Origin of the sequence: Baekduia sp., assembly GCF_035996765.1 — a bacterium.
Taxonomy (GTDB): domain Bacteria; phylum Actinomycetota; class Thermoleophilia; order Solirubrobacterales; family Solirubrobacteraceae; genus Baekduia.
On sequence record NZ_DASYJG010000048.1, the window covers coordinates 1 to 18,776 of the forward strand.

At 68.3% G+C, this 18,776-nt stretch carries 20 protein-coding genes, 3 tRNA genes and 3 pseudogenes; 10 read left to right on the forward strand and 16 right to left on the reverse strand.

The genetic code is table 11. The annotated features are described in order from the left end of the window. Positions 1-316: 316 nt before the first annotated feature. Together VGO10_RS11550 and VGO10_RS21815 are read right to left on the reverse strand one after the other, a co-directional pair. Positions 317-389 (reverse strand) — tRNA-Val (locus tag VGO10_RS11550). Positions 390-554: 165 nt separating this feature from the next. Beyond that, positions 555-947 (reverse strand): annotated as a pseudogene (locus tag VGO10_RS21815) (cupin domain-containing protein); the annotation flags it as partial. A 20-nt stretch (positions 948-967) separates the two neighbouring features. Between VGO10_RS21815 and VGO10_RS11555 the strand changes: the two are divergent. From VGO10_RS11555 to VGO10_RS11570, 4 genes are all read left to right on the forward strand, one after another. After that, a tRNA-Cys gene (locus tag VGO10_RS11555) sits at positions 968-1,038 on the forward strand. A gap of 166 nt (positions 1,039-1,204) precedes the next feature. After that, complete coding sequence (locus tag VGO10_RS11560; RefSeq protein WP_327468386.1) at positions 1,205-2,119, forward strand: hypothetical protein; 915 nt, start codon at positions 1,205-1,207, stop codon at positions 2,117-2,119. Positions 2,120-2,166: 47 nt separating this feature from the next. Then, positions 2,167-2,592 carry a hypothetical protein gene (locus tag VGO10_RS11565; protein WP_327468389.1) on the forward strand — a complete coding sequence of 142 codons (426 nt, stop codon included), beginning with the start codon at positions 2,167-2,169 and terminating at the stop codon, positions 2,590-2,592. A gap of 81 nt (positions 2,593-2,673) precedes the next feature. Further along, positions 2,674-2,747: transfer RNA gene (locus VGO10_RS11570), tRNA-Gly, on the forward strand. A gap of 297 nt (positions 2,748-3,044) precedes the next feature. Here the strand turns inward: VGO10_RS11570 and VGO10_RS11575 are convergent. From VGO10_RS11575 to VGO10_RS11585, 3 genes are all read right to left on the reverse strand, one after another. Continuing rightward, positions 3,045-3,539: a hypothetical protein gene (locus VGO10_RS11575; RefSeq protein ID WP_327468391.1), complete on the reverse strand. Its 495-nt coding sequence runs from the start codon at positions 3,537-3,539 to the stop codon at positions 3,045-3,047. Between the two features lie 37 nt (positions 3,540-3,576). Then, complete coding sequence (locus tag VGO10_RS11580; protein WP_327468393.1) at positions 3,577-3,996, reverse strand: DUF2752 domain-containing protein; 420 nt, start codon at positions 3,994-3,996, stop codon at positions 3,577-3,579. 206 nt (positions 3,997-4,202) lie between these two features. After that, positions 4,203-4,373: a hypothetical protein gene (locus VGO10_RS11585; RefSeq protein WP_327468395.1), complete on the reverse strand. Its 171-nt coding sequence runs from the start codon at positions 4,371-4,373 to the stop codon at positions 4,203-4,205. Here VGO10_RS11585 and VGO10_RS11590 point away from each other — a divergent pair. Further along, positions 4,363-4,761, forward strand: coding sequence for an RDD family protein (locus VGO10_RS11590; protein WP_327468397.1), 399 nt, complete (start codon positions 4,363-4,365; stop codon positions 4,759-4,761). The genes VGO10_RS11585 and VGO10_RS11590 overlap by 11 nt on opposite strands. Positions 4,762-4,834: 73 nt before the next feature. Here the strand turns inward: VGO10_RS11590 and VGO10_RS11595 are convergent, their stop codons facing one another. The 5 genes and pseudogenes from VGO10_RS11595 to thyA form a co-directional block, all read right to left on the reverse strand. Then, positions 4,835-5,038 (reverse strand): cold-shock protein, encoded by a 204-nt coding sequence (locus VGO10_RS11595; RefSeq protein ID WP_327468428.1) that lies wholly within the window; start codon positions 5,036-5,038, stop codon positions 4,835-4,837. A 240-nt stretch (positions 5,039-5,278) separates the two neighbouring features. Continuing rightward, positions 5,279-6,223 (reverse strand): annotated as a pseudogene (locus tag VGO10_RS11600) (lysylphosphatidylglycerol synthase domain-containing protein); the annotation flags it as partial. Positions 6,224-6,286: 63 nt separating this feature from the next. Continuing rightward, complete coding sequence (locus VGO10_RS11605) at positions 6,287-6,745, reverse strand: HIT family protein (RefSeq protein WP_327468399.1); 459 nt, start codon at positions 6,743-6,745, stop codon at positions 6,287-6,289. After that, a complete protein-coding gene (locus tag VGO10_RS11610) occupies positions 6,732-7,214 on the reverse strand; it encodes a dihydrofolate reductase (protein WP_327468401.1) in 483 nt (160 codons plus the stop codon). Before VGO10_RS11610 ends, VGO10_RS11605 begins: the two co-directional genes overlap by 14 nt. Further along, positions 7,214-8,125 (reverse strand): thymidylate synthase, encoded by a 912-nt coding sequence (gene thyA, locus VGO10_RS11615; RefSeq protein ID WP_327468403.1) that lies wholly within the window; start codon positions 8,123-8,125, stop codon positions 7,214-7,216. Before thyA ends, VGO10_RS11610 begins: the two co-directional genes overlap by 1 nt. A gap of 84 nt (positions 8,126-8,209) precedes the next feature. Between thyA and VGO10_RS11620 the strand changes: the two genes are divergently transcribed. The 5 genes and pseudogenes from VGO10_RS11620 (at position 8,210) to VGO10_RS11640 (ending at position 13,961) form a co-directional block, all read left to right on the forward strand. Further along, the gene (locus tag VGO10_RS11620; RefSeq protein WP_327468405.1) at positions 8,210-8,794 is read left to right on the forward strand and encodes an adenylyltransferase/cytidyltransferase family protein; all 585 of its coding nucleotides are present in this window, start codon (positions 8,210-8,212) and stop codon (positions 8,792-8,794) included. Next, on the forward strand, positions 8,791-9,624 hold the full coding sequence (locus tag VGO10_RS11625; protein ID WP_327468407.1) for a deaminase: 834 nt from the start codon (positions 8,791-8,793) through the stop codon (positions 9,622-9,624). Before VGO10_RS11620 ends, VGO10_RS11625 begins: the two co-directional genes overlap by 4 nt. A gap of 234 nt (positions 9,625-9,858) precedes the next feature. Continuing rightward, positions 9,859-10,143, forward strand: a pseudogene (locus tag VGO10_RS21820) (hypothetical protein); the annotation flags it as partial. A 198-nt stretch (positions 10,144-10,341) separates the two neighbouring features. After that, positions 10,342-10,905, forward strand: a complete 564-nt coding sequence (locus VGO10_RS11635; protein ID WP_327468411.1) for a hypothetical protein — start codon at positions 10,342-10,344, stop codon at positions 10,903-10,905. Positions 10,906-10,952: 47 nt separating this feature from the next. Next, a complete protein-coding gene (locus VGO10_RS11640; protein ID WP_327468413.1) occupies positions 10,953-13,961 on the forward strand; it encodes an AAA family ATPase in 3,009 nt (1,002 codons plus the stop codon). Here VGO10_RS11640 and VGO10_RS11645 read toward each other — a convergent pair. From VGO10_RS11645 to VGO10_RS11670, 6 genes are all read right to left on the reverse strand, one after another. Next, complete coding sequence (locus VGO10_RS11645; RefSeq protein ID WP_327468415.1) at positions 13,927-14,337, reverse strand: reverse transcriptase-like protein; 411 nt, start codon at positions 14,335-14,337, stop codon at positions 13,927-13,929. The genes VGO10_RS11640 and VGO10_RS11645 overlap by 35 nt on opposite strands. Positions 14,338-14,341: 4 nt before the next feature. Then, the gene (locus VGO10_RS11650; RefSeq protein WP_327468417.1) at positions 14,342-14,557 is read right to left on the reverse strand and encodes a hypothetical protein; all 216 of its coding nucleotides are present in this window, start codon (positions 14,555-14,557) and stop codon (positions 14,342-14,344) included. A 14-nt stretch (positions 14,558-14,571) separates the two neighbouring features. Next, a complete protein-coding gene (locus VGO10_RS11655) occupies positions 14,572-15,381 on the reverse strand; it encodes a hypothetical protein (protein WP_327468419.1) in 810 nt (269 codons plus the stop codon). A gap of 69 nt (positions 15,382-15,450) precedes the next feature. Next, entirely contained in the window at positions 15,451-17,523 is a 2,073-nt protein-coding gene (gene fusA, locus VGO10_RS11660; RefSeq protein WP_327468421.1) for an elongation factor G, read from the reverse strand. 114 nt (positions 17,524-17,637) lie between these two features. Further along, positions 17,638-18,414 carry an RNA polymerase sigma factor WhiG gene (gene whiG, locus VGO10_RS11665; protein ID WP_327468423.1) on the reverse strand — a complete coding sequence of 259 codons (777 nt, stop codon included), beginning with the start codon at positions 18,412-18,414 and terminating at the stop codon, positions 17,638-17,640. 12 nt (positions 18,415-18,426) lie between these two features. Continuing rightward, positions 18,427-18,776: tyrosine-type recombinase/integrase (locus tag VGO10_RS11670; protein WP_327468425.1), on the reverse strand; the 350-nt coding region annotated here is incomplete at its 5' end.

Consider the following 18,776-nt stretch of genomic DNA (forward strand, 5'->3'; position numbering starts at 1 on the left):
ACGGAATTGCGTGCATTCGCGTACATCTGCGTGCATCTGCGTACATTGGAGCCGCCTCGGAGATGGGAGGTCCGCTCGTCAACGACTCGACCTACTTGCAAGTGGGTCCCCATGCCAAAGGTTCTGCCGCGCGGTTCGGGATCGCACAGCAGCAACCCCGCCCCATCGTGCGCGCGTAGGTCCAGGCCGTGTGATCGAGTGGCTCCTCACAGCTTGCGCCGCGCTGCACATCGGGCTTGCTGGCCTCGACCGACGAATTGGCCAGAAGAATTGGCCAGAAAAACACAAAAACCCCGCCGGAGCGGGGCTTCTGCGATGGGCGATACTGGGCTCGAACCAGTGACCTCCTGCTTGTCGAGCAGGCGCTCTCCCAGCTGAGCTAATCGCCCCTGGGGTTCGGGAAGATTAGCAACCGCCGCGGGGCAGCGGTGCTTTGGCGTCGAAGGCGCCGTCGGGCGCGGTGGTGCCCGGGATGTAGTCGCGGACCCAGATCTCGTCGGTGTCCGGGAAGAGGTTGATCTCGGGCGGGCGACCATCGTCGAGACGATCAGCAGCGAGACGGGCTGGTCGGAGTCGTTGCGCAACTGGTGGGCGCCCGCGCGGCCTGCGGGGAAGGCGACGACCTCGCCAGGTGCGAGTGTCCGCTCCTCCTCGAGGGTCCGCAGCGTCGGCGCACCGGCGACGACGATCAGGAGCTCCTCGTTATGGAGATGGGCGTGCAGCGGGAACGTCGTCCCGCCCGGCGGGAGGGCGAACAGCGACGCGCCAAGGCGCTCGGCGCCGGCGGCGCGGCCGAGGAGCGCGCGCTGCCAGACGTAGGGCTCGCTGTCCTGCTCGACCTCGAACTCCGGCTCGTAGATGTTGGGCATGCGGGCCTCCCTGGGTCGTTGTTCGTCCTGGTCAGACGCGTTGGCAACCTCCGACCGGACGCGCGACCGACGGACCATCTACCCTTCCGTATCCACCCGGCGCCGTGGCGGAGTGGCTACGCAGCGGCCTGCAAAGCCGTTTACACCAGTTCGATTCTGGTCGGCGCCTTTCGCGAGAGTCTGAAGATCAGGCATCTCGCCGATGCGAGCGGGTTCCGATGGTGACCTGTGCGCAGACTCAGTCGGCCTCAACGCTTCTCGCCGCTGAGCACCACGATTGACGTCGGAGCCGGTCCCGTGTCTAATAGGCGCGGCAGTTGGCAGGAAAGGACGCCATGGCCCGCCGCAACCAGCGATCCAGAGATCGCGCGAGTTCCCAGCCGTCGAACCCGCCGCCCGGGAGAGGCTTCCGTGGCCTGTCTCGACGCGCGCGGGTGTGGCTGGCCACACTGGGGACGATCGTCGGCGTCGGGACCGGCATGGCCACCTTGGCCGACGAGGTCGTCCCCAAGCATTCCGGCAGCGCACAAGCCTCCTTGCCGCAGTACCAGCAGTCGATCGCAACGGTGTGCGGCGAAATCAACCGTCACGAGCAGGAGCGGGCCGAAGAGGCCGGCAGGCTTGCACGGCGACTGCACAAGGCAAAGACCACGCTCGCGCAGCGTGACGCGCTGCTGGAGAGCACGCTGCGCAGTCTGCGCGACGGCGAACACGACCTCGCCATGTTCGCCTCGCTCGAGGTTCCGCGAGTCCTGAGTGCCACCGAGCGCAAGACGACACGTGCGTGGAACCGCAACATCGATCGGGTCCGGGACTACGCACACCGTCTCGATCTCGCGAGCAGCCCAGCAAGACTCGACGCCGCCGTCGACGTACTGGCTGGCATTCGCAAGCCGCAGCAACGCGACGGAACGGTGTTGCGCACCGGCCTCCTGCGGCTGGGCGGGGGCCAATGCCAACTCGACCCGGAGCGTGTCACCAAGATCGTGACACTGCCGGTGCTCGCTGGACTGCAGGACAGACTGTCGATCAACGGGCACACGATCTCGGTCAACCCGCTGAGGTCATACTCACGGGCAAGGTATCTGCCGCGCGATGTGGGACCGGCTTCCGGGGGAGCGCCGAGCCCGGCGGTCAACACGCCAAAGGCGGCAGCGGACATGGGAGCGACGAGCGGCGTTGGCAGGCCCCCCGGCTCACGGGTCAACGCACCCGGCGTCAGCTCCGGCGGCAACAGTCTCGGCGGTTGATGGAGCCCGAGTACCCGCCGTCCGGGCCGATCTCGATACTTCGCCGCGTGCGCGCACCGCTCAAGCCCCTCGCGATCGTGGCGACCTACGCCGTCGCGGTGGGCGCCGTCGTCCTCGCCTTGCTACTCGCGATCGGCGACGACCCCTGGCTGCCGCTGCTCGCAGCGCTGGCGGTCGTCCACCTCGGCTTCGGCCTGATCGTCCCGCGCTGGTGGACGGTGCTGCTGCCGCTGGGTGTCTCGGTGGCGTCGGTCGTGGCCGATGTCGGCGGCTTCTCGATCACGGCGCTGCTCGTCGGCGTGCCTTGTGCGCTGCTGCTCCTTGCGGGCATCGCGCTGCGCATCGGCTGGGACGACGGCGGTCGGATGCCGGGACCGTCGTCGGCGGCGAAGTGGGATGGGCGCGCAGCGTATGCGGAAGACCATCCGGAGCAAGAGTGGGACGAGGCAGACGGGGCGGCGTCGTGGGGATGAACCGGCTTGCTACGCACGGCGCGGAAGCACCGCAGATGAGAACCCCTCCAGGCCGAGACCTTCGCTAGACTGCCGCCTTACGCGGCTGTAGCTCAGTTGGCTAGAGCGTCTGCTTGCCATGCAGAAGGTCGAGAGTTCGAGTCTCTTCAGCCGCTTCGCCCCGAACACCCTGCAAATCGCAGGGTGTTCGTCGTTCAAGCGGCCATTCTTCGGCCTCCATGGCGGCGTCGATTGACTCATTGGGACGATTGGAGGGGCGCTACGCCCACCGGCGGCCCCCTGGCGCACCGACCAGTAGCGCTCGGCCTCACGGTCGTCGCGAACGGACCGTGCCAACCCCAACGCACGCGTGCCCGGGTCGATCTACGCGATCGGCCCGACCAGTTCAGCGCGATTCCTGACGGTCGTGCCCCACTCTCGGACTTCGATGGTGATCGCCACGTCTGCAGTCCTCAGTCAGGCTCAGGCGGCGCCCAAAGCCCCGTCTCCGCCGTGCTCGCCGGCGGCTCACCCTCCGGCACGCGCCGCCACTCAGTCCCGTCCCACCAGTAGTGCCCGTCGTCGGACCGGCGTGCGGCGGGAGGTGCCTCCGTTTCAGCACTGCGCCACGACGATCCGTCCCACCAGTAGTGACGATCGTCGGACATGCGCGGATCGCCCGCACCTGGCCCCATCTGCGCCGGCGCGCCCGAGCCTGAGCCCGCGAGACGGATCTCCACCATCTGATCGCGCTCGACGGCGTAGACGATGAGGTAGATCAGCAGCGGCAGCAAGCAGAACACCAGCCCGACGATGGCCCAGACCGCGCTGAACTCCTTGCGCTTGTACATCACCGCGGAGTCGGGCGTGCGGTTGCTCACGACGAAGCCCAGTGCGACGTAGTTGGTCACCGCCGATTCGAGCTCTTGCGCGGAGTGCACCTGGACGATGCTGGTCGTTGCTGCCATGGGAAAGCGTCTCCTTCGTGCGCTGCTGGACTCGGGATCAGATGCCGGTGATCGCCTGGCGGTGCACAAGGGCGCAGGTCCACGCCACCGCCACAACTGAGCCGACGAGCATGCGACCGACGATTGGCCGTGGTTGCGGGAGGCTCCGCCCGGCCAGCGCCGCGAGTGCGCCAAGGACGGCAAGGGCGATCAGGACGACGACCCAGACCGGGTTGTAACTCAAGAAGGCCATGTCGCCATGGCTGGCGAGGACCACCGATCGTGTCGCGCCGCAGAGCGGACACGGAACCCCCGTGGCTGCACGAAACGGACACCAGACGTGCTCGCTGAGCGCCGTTCCGCCACCAACCAGCAGACCGCCTGCCAGCCGGCCAACGGCAAATGGCGCGGCCGCGGCCAGCGCCACGAGCGTCGCCGTCCGGACGTCTGTGCGCAGACCCTGCTGAAGGACGGTCACCGGCACTCGATCGATGACCATAGACGATGGGCCCCGGCACGCGTCAAGCCCGGATCAAGCGACAGTCCACAAAGCGGACGTTCCCAGACCAAAGTGTGGTGCACAGTCATCTGACCACACGAATAGGGTGATCGCCGCGCATCGATCAGGTGCGCCGCCGCCAACTGCCGCTACCGAAAGGGTCCTGTGAGCCTGCCTCCCGATGATCACGTCTCGACGCCACCGCCGCCGTCCGCACCCCCACCGCCATCGGGACCACCACCGACCGGGTTCGCGCCACCGCCAACCTGGCAGCAGAGCTCGTTGGGCGATGCTGCGCTCGGCTCACGCGCCGCGCGGTTCGGCGCGGCGCTGATCGACGGCTTCGTGGTCGGCATCCCGCTCGTGCTGGTGGTCTTCGCCGTCGGCGACAGCGACGTCGGCAGCGCGCTGGTCGGAATTCTGTATCTCGCCGCAATCGCGCTCTACGCCCCGCTGCTGATGATGCGTGAGGGAGCCAACAATGGCCAGACGCTCGGCAAGCAGGTCGCCGGACTCCGGGTCGTTCACCAAAGTGGCGAGCCGATGACCCTCGTCAACGGTCTGCTGCGCGAGGCGGTTGGCCGGTCGCTGCCGAACCTGATCACGTGTGGGATTTACGGATTCGTGGATGCCATCTGGTGCCTGTGGGACCCGAGGAAGCAGTGCCTGCACGACAAGATCGGCTCAACGTTCGTCTTCGACGCCGGCGCGGACCCGCGCGCGGCGACGACGCTGCGCAACTGAGCCAAGGACGCACGGCGGCCCGCCTCCAAACCTGGAGAGGGGCCGCCGAGAACTCCAAGTGCTTGGTGTCGACCTAGGCCGGCGCCACGTTCACCGCAGCCGGCCCCTTCGGGCCCTGCTCGGCGTCATACGACACGCGTGCGCCCTCAGCCAGCGACTTGAAGCCGTCGCCGGCGATGCCGGAGTGGTGGACGAACAGGTCCTTGCCCTGGTCGTCGGGGGTGATGAAGCCGAAGCCCTTGTCGTCGTTGAACCACTTGACGGTGCCGGTGGCCATGGAGCGGCCCTCCTGTTGGTTGATGTCCTGCGAGACGCGGAGGGTGCTGGTGAAGGCAACGACTGCGGGCGCTGGCGCTGATGGTTGAACCTGATGTTCAACCCGGATGGCCGACTGTACCCGCTTCGGCCCCGGCTCTGCAAAACGTCCACGCCGCATCCACAGGCGATCGCCGGTGGCCCATGCCGCGAAGGACAGACCGCCGACGAGGCCGGTCGCGGTTGCCAGGACGCCGGCGGCTGCTGCGGCGGCCACGCCGTTGTGCCCCAAGATGAGCACGGTCGCTCCCGCGCCGACGCTCGGGCCGACCGGCAGCTGGCCGATGGCAACCATGGCAATCAACACGGCGATCGCGTCGAAGATCGATGCGTTCACGCCGACGGCGTGCAGCAGCAGCCAGTTGCGCGCGATCTGCGCGAAGACCGCGATCAACACCAAGAGGAACAGCCGGCGGCCGTCCTTGAGCCGATGCAGGATCGTCAGCCCCTGCCAGAGCGGGCGGGCGGCGCGTACGCTCAAATGACGCAACCCGAACGTGATCGCACCGATCACCGCCACGAAGATGATCGGGCACCACCACGGCAGGCCGAGCGGGCCGACCAGCGTCACCGAGGTCAGCGCGGCGAGGCCGGCCTCGATCGCCAGGATCGGGAGCTCGGCGGCCAGCAGCGTCGCGACGCCGGGCGCGTCGGCGGGGCTGGAGCGCCGCAGCGCCGTGATGCGCGCAACGGTCCCAAGCTGTGCGTTGAGCAGGCTTCCGACGTAGCCCATGCTCGACGCCCGGTACAACGGACGGCGCGCGACCGTGCCGCCAGCGGCCTCGATCGTTCGGTGCCACGCCTCGGTGCGCGCGAGCAGCGCAACCACCTGCAGGGCAGCCGCCAGTGCGAGCACTCCGAGCGAGGCACGAGAGAGTGCCGTGGCGAAGTCGTCGCGGTGTCCGGCGAGGACGAAAGCAAGAACGCCGGCCGCGGTAAGCGAGCCCACCACGGCGACGATGCGCCGGTGCCGCTGGAGTCCCTCGTGGACGCGACGCACAAGCGCGCGCGGCCGGCCGGCGGCGGAAACGACGCCGCCACCGCGATGCCGCTCCTCATCCAGCACGGAAGCCACATCACCAGGGTAGGCCCGCACCCGCCCCGCACGCACTACAGCTATCCCCCGGATCGCCGCGCGCGCCGGCACGACGATGAAGGTCCGTCTCCGTCAGGCGGCGCCCCTCTCGCCCGAGCCCGACGCGACTGGTTCTCAGCCGTCCGGCCCCAGCTCGCTGACCTTGAACCGCACCGTCGCCTCCGGCGACGCCTTCAAAGCCACGAAGTGCGTGTGCAGGTGCGCGACCGAGCCGCCGTTGTAGCGCATGTCGCCCGAGCGCTCGACGGTGGCGGTGGCCAGCGGCGCCAGCTGTTCGCGCAACCGACGCTTCATCGCCCACAGCTCCGCGCCCGCCTCATCGGGCAATTCGTCGAACGAGATCACGTGGCGGTGCGGCACGATCAGGTAGTGGGCGGCCGCGCCCGCATACGGATAGTCGTTCTCGGTGACGTACCAGTGCTCGCCGCTGAACGCGATCGGCTCGCGGTGGTAGGCCTCGAAATGCTCCGGACAGAAGACACAGACGCCGGCGGCCTCCAATCCCTCCATGTAGGCCCGCTGGTCCTCGCTGCGCGCGGCCGGCAGGTGATAGAGGCGGTCAGCGTCGCTCATAGACCCGGATCCGGAACTCGTGGCCGTTCTCGGCGATCGGCTCGCCGCTGCTCACGCAGGCCCATTCAGCGTCAGACAGCGGCGCGAACACGGTGTCCCCCTCGACGTCCGAGGCGACCTCGGTCGCGTACACCCGCTCAGCGTGCGGCAGCGCCTCGCCGTACGTCGCGCCACCTCCGATGACAAAGCAGTCCCACCCGCAGGCATCCAGCGCCGCCGCCAAGCTTGGGAACACCTCGGCGCCCAACGCGACAAACGCCGCATCCCGGCTCAACACGATGTTGCGCCGCCCCGGCAGCGGCCGGAACTTGTCCGGGATCGAGGCATAGGTCTTGCGCCCCATGACCACCGTGCCGCCCGTCGTCAACTCGCGGAAGTGCCGCATGTCGCTCGGCAGGTGCCACGGCAGGCCACCGTCACGCCCGATCACCCCGTTGCACGCGTAGGCCACCACAAGCGACACCCCCATCAGGTCAACACCGGGATGTCGCGGATCGCCGGGTGCGGGTCGTAGTCCTCCAACATGAAGTGCTCGGCCCGGAAGTCATGGATGTCGGTGATGCGCCGGCCGGCCTCGGTCAGGCGCAGCGTCGGCAGCGCGCGCGGCTCGCGCGACAGGATCTCATCGACCGCCGTGAACTGGTTGGCGTAGATGTGGGCGTACTGGATCCAGTGCACGTACTCGACGAACTCGTAGCCCGTGAGCTGCTCGATCATCAACCCCAGCGCGGTGTACTGCGCCATGTTGGACGGGACGCCGATCGGCGTGTCGCCGCTGCGCTGGTTGTGGACCACGTGCAGTTGGTCGTTGAACACGAGCGCGTGGATCCAGCCGTGGCACGGCGCGATCGTGTTGCGCGACTTGACGTCGGCCTCGCGGTGGTTGGCCACCGGAATCCACGGGCTCATCACCGCCGTGCGATCCAGCGGCAGGTCCTTGAGCTTCTGGATCAGATGCGGCAGCTGGTCGAAGCCCGGGTCCTCCGGATCATCGATGTTGGTGGTGAAGTTCTTGAACGCGTGGCCGTAGGAGCCGGGGCCGAGATCGCCCGGCGCGAGGCCGCGCGCGGCCGTCTTCTCCGGCGTCGCCCACGCGTCCCACCAGTCGCAGCCGAACGCCGCCAGCTCCTCCAGCGTCCTGGCGCCGTTGATGAACGCGCACAGCTCGCCGATCGCCTTGTTGGCAAAGCCGGCGATCGAGCGCTCGGTGATCACGGCCGCCCCGTGGGCCATCGGGAAGCGCATCTGCACCCCGGCGACGGCCAGCGCCCCCTCCCCCTGCTTGGTCTCGACCCGCACGCCGTCGTCGCGGATCGTGCGCAGGAGATCCTGGTACTGGGTGCTCGGGCGGCGCTCGTCGTAGGGCAGGTAGTTGGGCATGCAGGACCGAAGATGGTGGAGGGCGTGGCGGACGGACCCTCAAGGCCCGAACGATCCGCCGTGCACGCCTCTATCCTGCACCGCATGTCGACCAGCGGCGTCCTGAGCCCGGGCGTCAACTTCGAGGACCGGCTCGTCGGATCCCTGGAGGAGATGACGCGCACCGTGTCCCACCTCAAGGGATTGGACTACCGCGTCGTGCTCACGTCGGGCTCGTTCGATCTGATCCACCTCGGCCACGTCAAGTACCTCGCGCGCGCGAAGGAGCTCGGCGGGATCCTGGTGGTTGGCGTCGACAGCGACGCGAAGATCCGCCGGCGCAAGGGCGACGACCGGCCGATGGTCCCCGAGGACGAGCGGCTCGAGCTCTTGGCCCACCAGCGCCCGGTCGACCTCATCTACCTCAAGCAGGACGAGGATCCGGCTTGGGGCCTGATCAAGGCGGTCGAGCCCGATGTCCTGGTCCTCACCGCCGACCACTCCTACACCGACGACGAGTTGGCCCAGCTCGGGGAGATCGTCGGCGAGATCGCCGTCATCGAGCGCCAGGCGTCGGTGACGACCTCAGAGCGCATCCGGCAGATGTACATGAACCTCGGCGACAAGCTCGGCCCCAAGCTCGCCCAGATCCTCCCCGGGTTGATCGACGAGACGATCCGGCGGGGATGACCGAAGTCGTCCTCGCCTACGTCCCGGTCCTGCACGAGGGCTACCGGCGCTTCTTCGAGCGCCACGCCAAGGACCGAGCCCTGTACGTCATCGGACCCGAGCTGTACGCCGACTACCGGCCGCTGGCCAAGGACGTGCGCGCGCTGCCCGCGACCGACGCGGCAACGGCGATCGCGGGCTGGGGGATCGCGTCCTCGGTGGCCGTGCTCGACGTCGCGGGCGCCGAGGCGCTGGCGGCGCAAGACCCATCGCTGGTCCTCCCCGCCGAGGACGTCAGCTACCAGGTCGTCGAGCGGTTCTTCCCCCGCGCCGCGGTCCGCTATGACCCGGTCTTCCTGCGCTGGGACAAGACCAAGACGGTGCAGATGCTCGACCCGCAGCCGGTGGCATCGGTCGCCGAGGACGTCCTCGTCGCCGAGCTGGAAGACGCCGCGCAAGGCGCAGCCGCCCGCAGCGTCGACTGGTGGCGCCAGGTCGGCTCCGCGTTGCGCTTCGCCGATGGCACGGTGGCGACCGCCACCAACGTCCATCATCCTCACGAGCTGGCCCCCTACGCCGCCGGCGACCCGCGCAGCAACTTCACCCAAGGCGTCGAGCTCGAGCTCTCGACCGCCACGCACGCCGAGGCCGCGCTGATCGCCCAGGCCGCCCGCGACGGTCGGGCCACCGCCGGCGCGGCGATCTACGTCACCGACTTCCCGTGTCCCCCGTGCGCGAAGTTGATCGCCAACGCGGGCATCGCGAAGCTCTACTACCGCCGCGGTTACGCGGTCCTCGACGGGCGCGACGTGCTCGAGGCGGCGGGTGTGGAGATCGTGGCCGTCGCCTGACAGGCGTCGTCCGTCCACACTAGTGAGGGTCCGCTCACCGCCCACCTGCCCTCAGCGCCGCATCGCAGAATAGAGCCCATCGCTGCTATCTAACATGCTCGCTATCTAACGAGTTTGTTATGTGTTACGGTCGCCGTCATGCGAGCCATCCGACCCATCCCTGTGAACGCTGGCGGAACGCTCTCCCTCGATCACATCGTCGGGCGAGAACGGGCCCGAGACGACGTCTTCACCATGCTGCTCTCACAGAGCGTGGTCCTGACCGGGGAACGACGCATGGGCAAGACCTCCCTCGCTCGCCTCGTCGAGCCGCTCGCTCGCGAGCAAGGCTGGACCGTCGTCCGCCTCAGCGCCGAGGGATACCGGACCGTCGATGAGCTCGCAGAAGCGCTTACGCGCATGTTCGAGCGCCTCGATGGACCGCTGCTGCGCGCCGCGCGGGAGATCCGCAAGCGAACCACTGTCGCCGTTGGCCCAATGCAGTTGAACGGGGCAACTGAGAGTCGTCGATTCGAAGAGGTCATCGAGGCGGCCCTCAAGGCCGCTGAGGACCGACTGCTCCTGATCCTTGACGAGCTGCCACTGTTCGCACGCTACGTCAACGAGCACGGTCCGGGCTCGCAAGGGGGCACGGCCGCCCTGCATCTCCTGCGCCGTCTACGCTCCGAACACGACGGATTTCGCATGCTGTGCTTAGGCTCAGTTGGGTTCCACCACGTGATCCGTGAAGCGTCTGGCGTACTCAACGACACCGCTCGAGCACAGCTCGGTCCTCTGGACGCCGCTGACGGGACGTACCTCGCCACCTGCCTACTTTTCGGCCAGGGCCTTCCCCACGACGAGCTGATCGCTGAACGGATCTCGGCCACCGTCGAAGGCGTTCCGTACTACATCCACAAGATCGTGCAGAGCCTGATGCAGAGATCGAGTGGCAGCCTCGTCCCAGACGACGTCGACCACGTGGTCCACGCGGCCCTCACGGCGCCCGACGACCCGTGGGACCTCCGGCACTACCGCGATCGACTGCCTTTGTATTACGGCTCGGAGGCCTCGCTCGCCCATGCGATCCTCGACGCCGTCGCGGTCGACGCAGGTCCGGCGAGCCTCGTGACGATCTCTCAGCGAGCCCGCACGAGCGCCGGCCCCGAGGTGGTCGACGATCAACGAGTGCGAGACGTCCTCGAGCGCTTGGAGGACGATCACTACCTCATCCGCGAGGACGAGCACCGACGCTTCGCCTTCGACCTCATCCGGCGCGCATGGATCGAGTTGCGTCGATGACCAATCCCCGCGCACGCCGGGCACGCCTCCCCGTCTTCACGCCGACCGTGGTCGACCCCGACGAGTTGCTGGAGAGAACGGTCGGGCGCGAAGATGTCATTGACCGCATCGGCGCACGCATCGCCGCCGCGGCGACCAGCGACGACCGACCACACGTGCTGGTCGTTGGACCTCGCGGCAGCGGCAAGACCCATCTTCTTCGTGTGGTCGTCCATCGCGCACTGTCCGATGAGACGACCGCGTCACGCGTCGTGGCCGTCACGCTTCCGGAAGACGCGCCCGAAGTGGTCTCCTACCCGGACCTGCTCTTTGCCGTCATCCAGCGCCTCGCCGCTGTCGATCCAGCACGCGTCGCCGACCTGGTCGACGCAGCGCGCGCGCAACGTCGCGACGCGACAGCGCTGGAGTCAATCGTTCTCTCGGCACTCGGCGATCGCGTCTTGTTGCTCGTCATCGAGAACCTCGACCGTATCTTCGACGACTTGGGCCCGGCGGACCAAGGGCGGCTGCGCGCGTTCACCGAGACGTCAGGCCGCGTGATGTTGTTGGCCTCGACACCGTTGCTGTTCGAAGCTGTCTCTGACCACGCGCAACCGTGGTATGGCGCGTTCGGCGCGGAGGTGCTCGACGACCTTGACATCGCCCAGGGCGCCGAGCTTCTTCGCAGGCTCGCCCTTGTGGCCGACGACGAGAAGCTCGCCCACTTCCTCGAGACACCGGCCGCGTTCGCTCGGCTGCAGGCCGTCACGCATCTGGCGGGCGGCTCACCACGCATCTGGATGGTGTTGGCATGCTGCCTCACCGTCGAGGTCCTGGACGAACTGGTACCACTCGCGACGGCGCTGCTCGATGAGCTGGTGCCGTACTACCAGGAGCGTCTCGGAAGTCTCGGCCGCAACGAGCGCAAGCTCGTGGTGGAGTTGTGCCGGACGTCGCAGATGCGGGCTGGAGGCAACGTGCAAGTCATCGCCAACGGCATGAGGACCGCCACCGACCTCGCCGATGCCTGCGGGCTTGACCGTGCAAGCGCAACCACCTCGCTCAACCGGTTGCTCACCACGCGATGGGTCCGCCGAAGCAAGATCCCGGGCACCGATCAACGGATCACGTGGTACGAGATCCGCGAGCCGATGCTGCGCCATCATTTGCAGTACCGCAGCGCCGACAGCGAGGGCCTGGAGATGATCGTCGGCTTCCTGCGCGAGTGGTACTCGCTCGCCGAGCGACGCCGCTACCTCGCCGGCGCCGAGCCCCAGTCGATCGCTGAGAAGTACCTTGTCGACGCGATCGTCACCGACGCCGCACCGCTGACCACCGCTCGACGCTATGCCAGCGGGGATCCGCACGAGTTGCTTGCCGACGCACGGCTTTGGCTCGATGACCACCGACAGGACTCGGCAGGAGGCGTGCGTAGCCAGCTCGCCGCGATCGCTGCCGAGGTTGCCGTCATCGGCGTGCTGGAAGACGCGCAAGCGGCCAACGTCGTCCTCGAGCGCCGCATTGCCGCTGCCCCGACCGCTCACCGGGTCGCCATCCGCAAGGTCGCCACAGCGGCAGTTTCGGCTGTTGGCACTGAACCGCCGACGCCCACTGGTCACGCGAACGCGGTTCGCGGGGGTCTACTGGCCGCGTATGCCGCGCTTCCGGAGCAGAGCGCGACGCTCGACCGTGCAGCGCTGGCCCTCATGACCGTCAACTGGATTGCCGGGTTGGAGGATTTCGTCGACTACTTTGACCTCATCGAGCATATTCGTCCGGTCGTGGCGAGGATGGAAGACGAGGTTGCCCTGCAGCTCGCCATCGAGGACGCCGGCGCGTTCCTCACGATGTGCGTCGGCCGTCCCGAAGAGGCCCGCAATCGAGCGACCACGGTGCTCAGAAGGCGCATCGACCAGCTCGGCCCGCACCATCCCGACACGCTGGACACCAAGCGGATGCTCGCGAGTTGGGCAGTGGAAGCGGACCGGCCTACCGAGGCCAGCGAGCTGTGCGAGGAGCTGTTCAACGACCTCATCATCGCTGCGGGCGCAGAAGGCCACGAGGCCACCATCCTCCTCCTGCTCGCCGGGGTCCAAGCCTACGAGGCGAAGAACGACCTGAGGGCGGCGCGACTCCTCGAGGCCGTCGTCGCCTCACCGGTCCGCGTCGCGGTCCTGCAGCCGCTCGAACACGCGGCGGCCCACAGATGGCTGGCGGTCACCTATTCACGCATCGGCCGGCTCGACGACGCCGTTGCCAGCGCCCACTCGGCGATCTCGCTCATCGAGCAACAGCACGGACGAAGCGCGGAGGGAGCCGTCACGGGCCGCCTATGGCTGGGCCGGGTTCTTGACAAGGCAGGTCGCAGCGACGCGGCGACCACGCAGTACGTCGAGGCGCTCGCGGCCGCACGCGCAGGAGAGCCGATCGATCCGCACCTGCTGGAGGAGGTGTACTACAGCTTGGGCGACCACGGGACGCGTATGGACGATCCCCAACTCGCGCTGCGCATGATCCTCACCCACGCACCTGAGGGATGGCGCGTGGGGGCGGAGGGAGTCGCTCCAGCTGACCAACCCTGGTTCACAGCGATGGCACGCCTGCTCATACGCCCGGGCATGCTGGCGCAGATCATCGAGCACCAAGAGCCAAATGTGGCCGATAGCGTGCGGAGCTTGGACCGGGTGTACTCCACGTTGGTCCTCGAGAACTGGGCGACCGAGGTGGCCGGCTTCGAGCCGAGATTGGCCACGACCGCCGCAACGTGGATCCGCGACCACGATCGACCGCCCCCGGAAGGTCTCCTGTCGCTCGCTCTCGTCCAGGCTGCAAGCTGGCTGCGATCACTGCCCTCAGAGGATCGAGCGGCGTGGCTCGCGCTGTGGTCCGACGTCTTCGAGGACAGCTTTGGACGGATGTCGCGCGAGATGATCAGCGCGATGTTCAGCGAGGTGGATGGCGATCCGGCGCCGCTGCTGTCGCTGCGACCGGAGCTTCGGAACATCGTGACGCACGTGTTCAAGTCGGATCCTCCGCCGGACCTCATCCCTCACGCGCCGCGTCGAGCGCCTGGTTGACCAGCGCGTCGGCATCGGCGTTCTTGGAGCGCGGGACGCTGCGGATCGCCCAGGTCTCGAACCCCGCCAAGGCCTCGAGCGCCTGCGCGTGCAAGGCCTTCATGTCGGGATGCTTGACCTTGTACTCGCCGTTGACCTGCTTGGCGACGAGCTCTGAGTCATTGACGACCTCGACCGCTGTGGCGCCCAGCGCGGCAGCGCGCGCGAGGCCCAGCAGCAGCCCGCGGTACTCGGCGACGTTGTTGGTGGTGTGGCCGAGGTACTCGGTGGCCTCGTCGATGACCTGACCGCCGGCGGCATCCGACAGGACAGCCGCCGCAGCGGCCGGGCCCGGGTTGCCGCGCGCGCCGCCGTCGACGTGGACGACGACCTTCATCGCCTCATTCCGGGTCGAGCTGCGGGAACTCGCCCGGCACGCGCGAGCGGCGCCGGTCGCGGAGCTCGCGGCGGTGGGAGCCGTTCTCGGCCTGGCCATCGCGGCGCTCGGACTTGCGGCGGTCGATGATGACCTCGACGTGCGGATCGTCGGCGTAATACGACGACAGCTGGTCGTAGAGGTCGGGCGCCAGCTCTTCGGGGACGACGCAGAAGATCATCGGCGCAGCGAACCCTAGGCCAGCGACGCGGCGGGGTGCAAGCGACCGCCGTCGTCGGCCGCCGCGTTGGGCGTCTGGTCGATCGTGTCCAGCTCGGAGAGCTCCGAGCCCTGGGCGGTGACGCGAACGCCCGCCGCCTCGTTGCCGAGGTCCACCTCGAAGCGGTACCAGGAGAGCTCCCACGCGACGACGATCGTCACCACGCTGCCCTCGGTGCGCGACGGCCGCGCGCTGACGATCGGCGCGCCCAGCGAGCGCGCGACGCCGGCGACGGTGCGGACCTGCGGAGACCCGTTGAAGAGCTCCATCGCGCGGGCGACCTTCAGCTCCGCGTTGGTCGGCACGCCGCGCACCGAGCGCGACTCATAGAGCGTGTGGTCGGTCGGCTCGGCTGCTTCGGCCTCGGGCTCGCGGTCGGGCCGCGGCTCTGGAGGCGCGGCGTAGCGCGGCTCAGCGGGCTCCGGCTCCAGGACGTACTCGTCCTCCGGATAGCCGCCGGCGGGCTCTGGAGGATGCTCGTAGGCACCGTCAGCGGCGAACGGATCGCTCGGCAATTGGTCGGGGGACAGCTCAGGAGCGCGACGGCTGCGCAGGCGCGAGAGCAGCGATCCACCGCGTCGGTTCTCGCGACTGCGGGCGACGACATCGTCGAGGCCCTCGCGGATCCAGCCCTCGTGCACGGCGCGCCCGGTGCAGAGCTCGCAGACGCTACGGCGCTGGCCGCCGCCGATGAAGACGTCGTGGTGCTCGCCGCGCAACAGCGTGCGGCCACAGACGTCACACGTGATGACGGCAGGATTGGTGGTGATCGACTTGCGGGTCAAGTCGTTGCCGAGGGTAGCAACGTGACCGCCGGCGACGGCTGACCGCAAGCCGTGATGCGTCGTGTCAGCCTAGGCGCGCACCGCCTCTTCCTCGTGGGTGGCCGACGCGATGACCTTGGCCGCAAGGTGGCCCGGGACCTCCTCGTAGCGCGCGAACTCCATCGTGTAGTCGCCTTGTCCGCCGGTGAGCGAGCGCAGGTCCGGCGCGTAGGTGAGCAGCTCGGCCATCGGCACCTCGGCCTTGACCTCGGTCATGCCTGCGGCAGACGGTTCCATTCCCTGCGGGCGCCCGCGCCGCGAGTTCAGGTCGCCGATCACGTCGCCGACCGAGTCCTCGGGCACCGACAGCGTCACGTGCATGATCGGCTCCAGCAGGACCGCGCCGGCCTGCTCCATCGCCTGGCGCATCGCGATCGCGCCCGCGGTCTTGAACGCGTGCTCGGAGGAGTCGACCGCGTGGTAGCTGCCGTCGATCAGCCGGACCTGGACGCCCTTGAGCGGATAGCCCGCGACCGGCCCGTGGGCCATCGCCTCCACCACGCCCTTCTGGACGGCCGGAATGTAGCCGTGCGGAATCACGCCGCCCTTGATCGCGTCGACGAACTCGAAGTCGTCTTCGTGCGGGGCGATCTCGATGTGGCAGTCGCCGAACTGCCCGCGCCCGCCGGTCTGCTTCTTGTGGCGCCCGTGGGCCTTGGCCGGCTTGCGGATCGACTCCTGGTAGGGCACGCGCGGCGGCTTGAGCGCCACCTCGACCCCGAAGCGCGACTTCAGGCGGTCGACGATCACCTCGACGTGCATCTGCGACAGCCCCGCGACGATCTCCTCACCGGTCTGCTGGTCGCGGTGCAGGTCGATCGTGGGGTCCTCCTCCTGCAGCCGCCGCAGCGCGGTGAAGACCTTCTCCTCGTCGCCCTTGTTCTTCGGCTCGATCGCGAACGCCATCACCGGCGCCGGCAGCTTGATCGCCGGCATCGCGATCGGCTCGTCGCGTGAGGCCAGCCAGTCGCCAGCGCGCGTCTCCTTCAACTTGGCCACCGCGCCGATGTCGCCGGGCCCGAACTCGTCGGCCGTCTCGGTCTCCTTGCCGCTGAAGCGCAGCAGCTGGCCGACACGCTCCTTGTGATGCGAGCGCGTGTTGAGCACGTGGCTGTCGTGAGCCATCACGCCCTGGTAGACGCGAAACAGGTTGATGCGCCCGGCGAAGGTGTCGGCGCGCGTCTTGAAGACGTAGGCGAACAGCTCCTTGTCCTCGACCGGCTCCAGCGCACCGTGGTCGGCGACCTCCATGACCCCATGCTTGACCGGCGACGGCAGGTCTTCGACGATCGCGTCCAGCAGCCGGTTGGTCCCGAGGTTGCGCGTGGCGACGCCGCACACGACCGGGAAGAGCCCGCCGTGGTTGGTGCCGTCCTTGAGCGCGGCGACGATCTCATCATGGGCGATCTCGGTGCCCTCGAGGTAGCGCTCCATCAGCGTGTCGCTGACCTCGGCGACCTCGTCCATCAACTTCTCGCGGTACTCCTCGGCCTGGGCGAGCAGGTCGTCGGGGATCGGAATCTCCTGACAGTTGTCGCGTGAGACGTCGCTGTACTCATAGGCCTTCATGTCGACGAGGTCGATGACCCCGCGGACGTCCTGCTCGCTGCCGATCGGGATCTCCACCGCGACGACATGCGGCCCGAAAGCGCTCTTCAAGGACTCCAGCGAGCGGAAGAAGTCCGCGCGCTCGCGGTCGAGCATGTTGACGTACACCATGCGCGCGAGGTCGAGCTCGGTCGCCCGCTCCCACAGCCGGACGGTCGAGACCTCGACGCCCATGACGGCGTTGACGACGAAGACGGCCGACTCGCAGACGCGCAGGGCGCCGAGCGCGTCGGCCACGAAGCTCGGCTCACCGGGCGTGTCGAGCAGGTTGATGCGCCGGTCCTGCCACTCGAACGAGTTCAGCGCGGCGCCGATCGACATGCCGCGCGCCTGCTCGTCAGGCTCAGAATCCGACAGGGATGTGCCGTCCGCGACGCTGCCGAGGCGCGTGGTGGCCTGCGCCTGGAAGAGCAGCGCCTCGAACAGCGAGGTCTTGCCGCTGCCGCGGTGACCGACGAGGGCCACGTTGCGGATGCGGTCCGCAGCCTTGTGCATGCCAGGCTCCTTTCCTCGGAGACCGCATGCCCAGGCACGCGGCCTGATGTTCGGGTTGCAGCGAACCTAGCGCTGATGCGCACAAGCTCGCAACCGCGAGGTGTGCCGGCGGTCCTACTCTTGCTCGAGCAGACGCGACCGAAGGCGAAGGACGGCCTTCGTGTGCAGCTGCGAGATGCGCGACTCGGTCACGCCGAGGACCTCACCAATCTCGCGCAGCGTGAGGTTCTCGTAGTAGTACAACGCGACCACGAGCTTCTCGCGCTCGGGGAGGCGCGCGATCGCGTCGGCCACGCGATCCTTGAGGTCGGTCTGGTCCATGACCGCCGCCGGGTCCGGCGCGTTCTCGTCGGTCAGGGTGTCCAGCAGCGAGACCGCGTCGCCCGAGGAGTCGCCGACCGTCCAGAGCTCGTCCAGCGCTGCGACCGTGGAGTTGGAGATCTGCAGCAGCGACTCCTGGAAGTCGTCGACGCTGACGCCGAGCTCGCCCGACATCTCCTCGTCGGTCGGCGCGCGCTGCAGCTGGTGCTCGAGCTTGGTGTTGGCCTTCTCGATCTCGCGCGCCTTGGCGCGGACGGAGCGCGGCACCCAGTCCAGGGAGCGCAGCTCGTCGATGATCGCGCCCTTGATGCGGGTGATCGCGTAGGTCTCGAACTTGATCTCGCGCGTGGTATCGAAGCGCTCGATCGCGCTGATCAGGCCGACCAGCCCGTAGGAGATGAGGTCGGACTCCTCGACGTGCGCCGGCAGGCCGGACGCCATGCGGCCCGAGACGTACTTGACGAGCGGCGAGTACGCCACGACCAGACGCTCGCGAGCCTGGACGTCGCCGGTCGCCTTGTACCGGCGCCACAGGTCCCTGAGCTCGATGGCCTTGACGTTCGTTTCCATGGTGCTCGTCGCCTACGCCCTGGGATGGCTTTTCGCATAGGCGTCGCGCAGGCGCGCTGACTCTACCCGAGTGTAAATCTGGGTCGTTGAGATGCTGGCGTGGCCGAGCAGCTCCTGGATGACGCGGAGGTCGGCGCCGCCTTCGAGCAGATGGGTTGCGAATGAGTGACGCAAAGCGTGGGGAGAGACGCGACCGGGGATGGCAACCTTCCGCGTCCAAACCCGTAGTCGGCGCCTGACGTCCGATGTTGAGAGTCTCCGCCCGGACTTGCTCAGGAACAAGGCCGTCTCGCCCTCCTCGACGCCCAGCGCGGCCCGCGCCCGCTCGAGGTAGCCGGCCACCGAGCGCAGGGCCGGCTCGC

Coding starts and splice junctions, on each gene's coding strand:
- VGO10_RS11560 (WP_327468386.1), top strand. CDS start 1,205: ATGGCCCGCCGCAACCAGCGATCCAGAGATCGCGCGAGTTCCCAGCCG.
- VGO10_RS11575 (WP_327468391.1), bottom strand. CDS start 3,539: ATGGCAGCAACGACCAGCATCGTCCAGGTGCACTCCGCGCAAGAGCTC.
- VGO10_RS11585 (WP_327468395.1), bottom strand. CDS start 4,373: ATGCCGACCACGAAGCCGTCGATCAGCGCCGCGCCGAACCGCGCGGCG.
- VGO10_RS11595 (WP_327468428.1), bottom strand. CDS start 5,038: ATGGCCACCGGCACCGTCAAGTGGTTCAACGACGACAAGGGCTTCGGC.
- VGO10_RS11605 (WP_327468399.1), bottom strand. CDS start 6,745: ATGAGCGACGCTGACCGCCTCTATCACCTGCCGGCCGCGCGCAGCGAG.
- VGO10_RS11610 (WP_327468401.1), bottom strand. CDS start 7,214: ATGGGGGTGTCGCTTGTGGTGGCCTACGCGTGCAACGGGGTGATCGGG.
- thyA (WP_327468403.1), bottom strand. CDS start 8,125: ATGCCCAACTACCTGCCCTACGACGAGCGCCGCCCGAGCACCCAGTAC.
- VGO10_RS11620 (WP_327468405.1), top strand. CDS start 8,210: ATGTCGACCAGCGGCGTCCTGAGCCCGGGCGTCAACTTCGAGGACCGG.
- VGO10_RS11625 (WP_327468407.1), top strand. CDS start 8,791: ATGACCGAAGTCGTCCTCGCCTACGTCCCGGTCCTGCACGAGGGCTAC.
- VGO10_RS11645 (WP_327468415.1), bottom strand. CDS start 14,337: ATGAAGGTCGTCGTCCACGTCGACGGCGGCGCGCGCGGCAACCCGGGC.
- VGO10_RS11650 (WP_327468417.1), bottom strand. CDS start 14,557: ATGATCTTCTGCGTCGTCCCCGAAGAGCTGGCGCCCGACCTCTACGAC.
- fusA (WP_327468421.1), bottom strand. CDS start 17,523: ATGCACAAGGCTGCGGACCGCATCCGCAACGTGGCCCTCGTCGGTCAC.
- whiG (WP_327468423.1), bottom strand. CDS start 18,414: ATGGAAACGAACGTCAAGGCCATCGAGCTCAGGGACCTGTGGCGCCGG.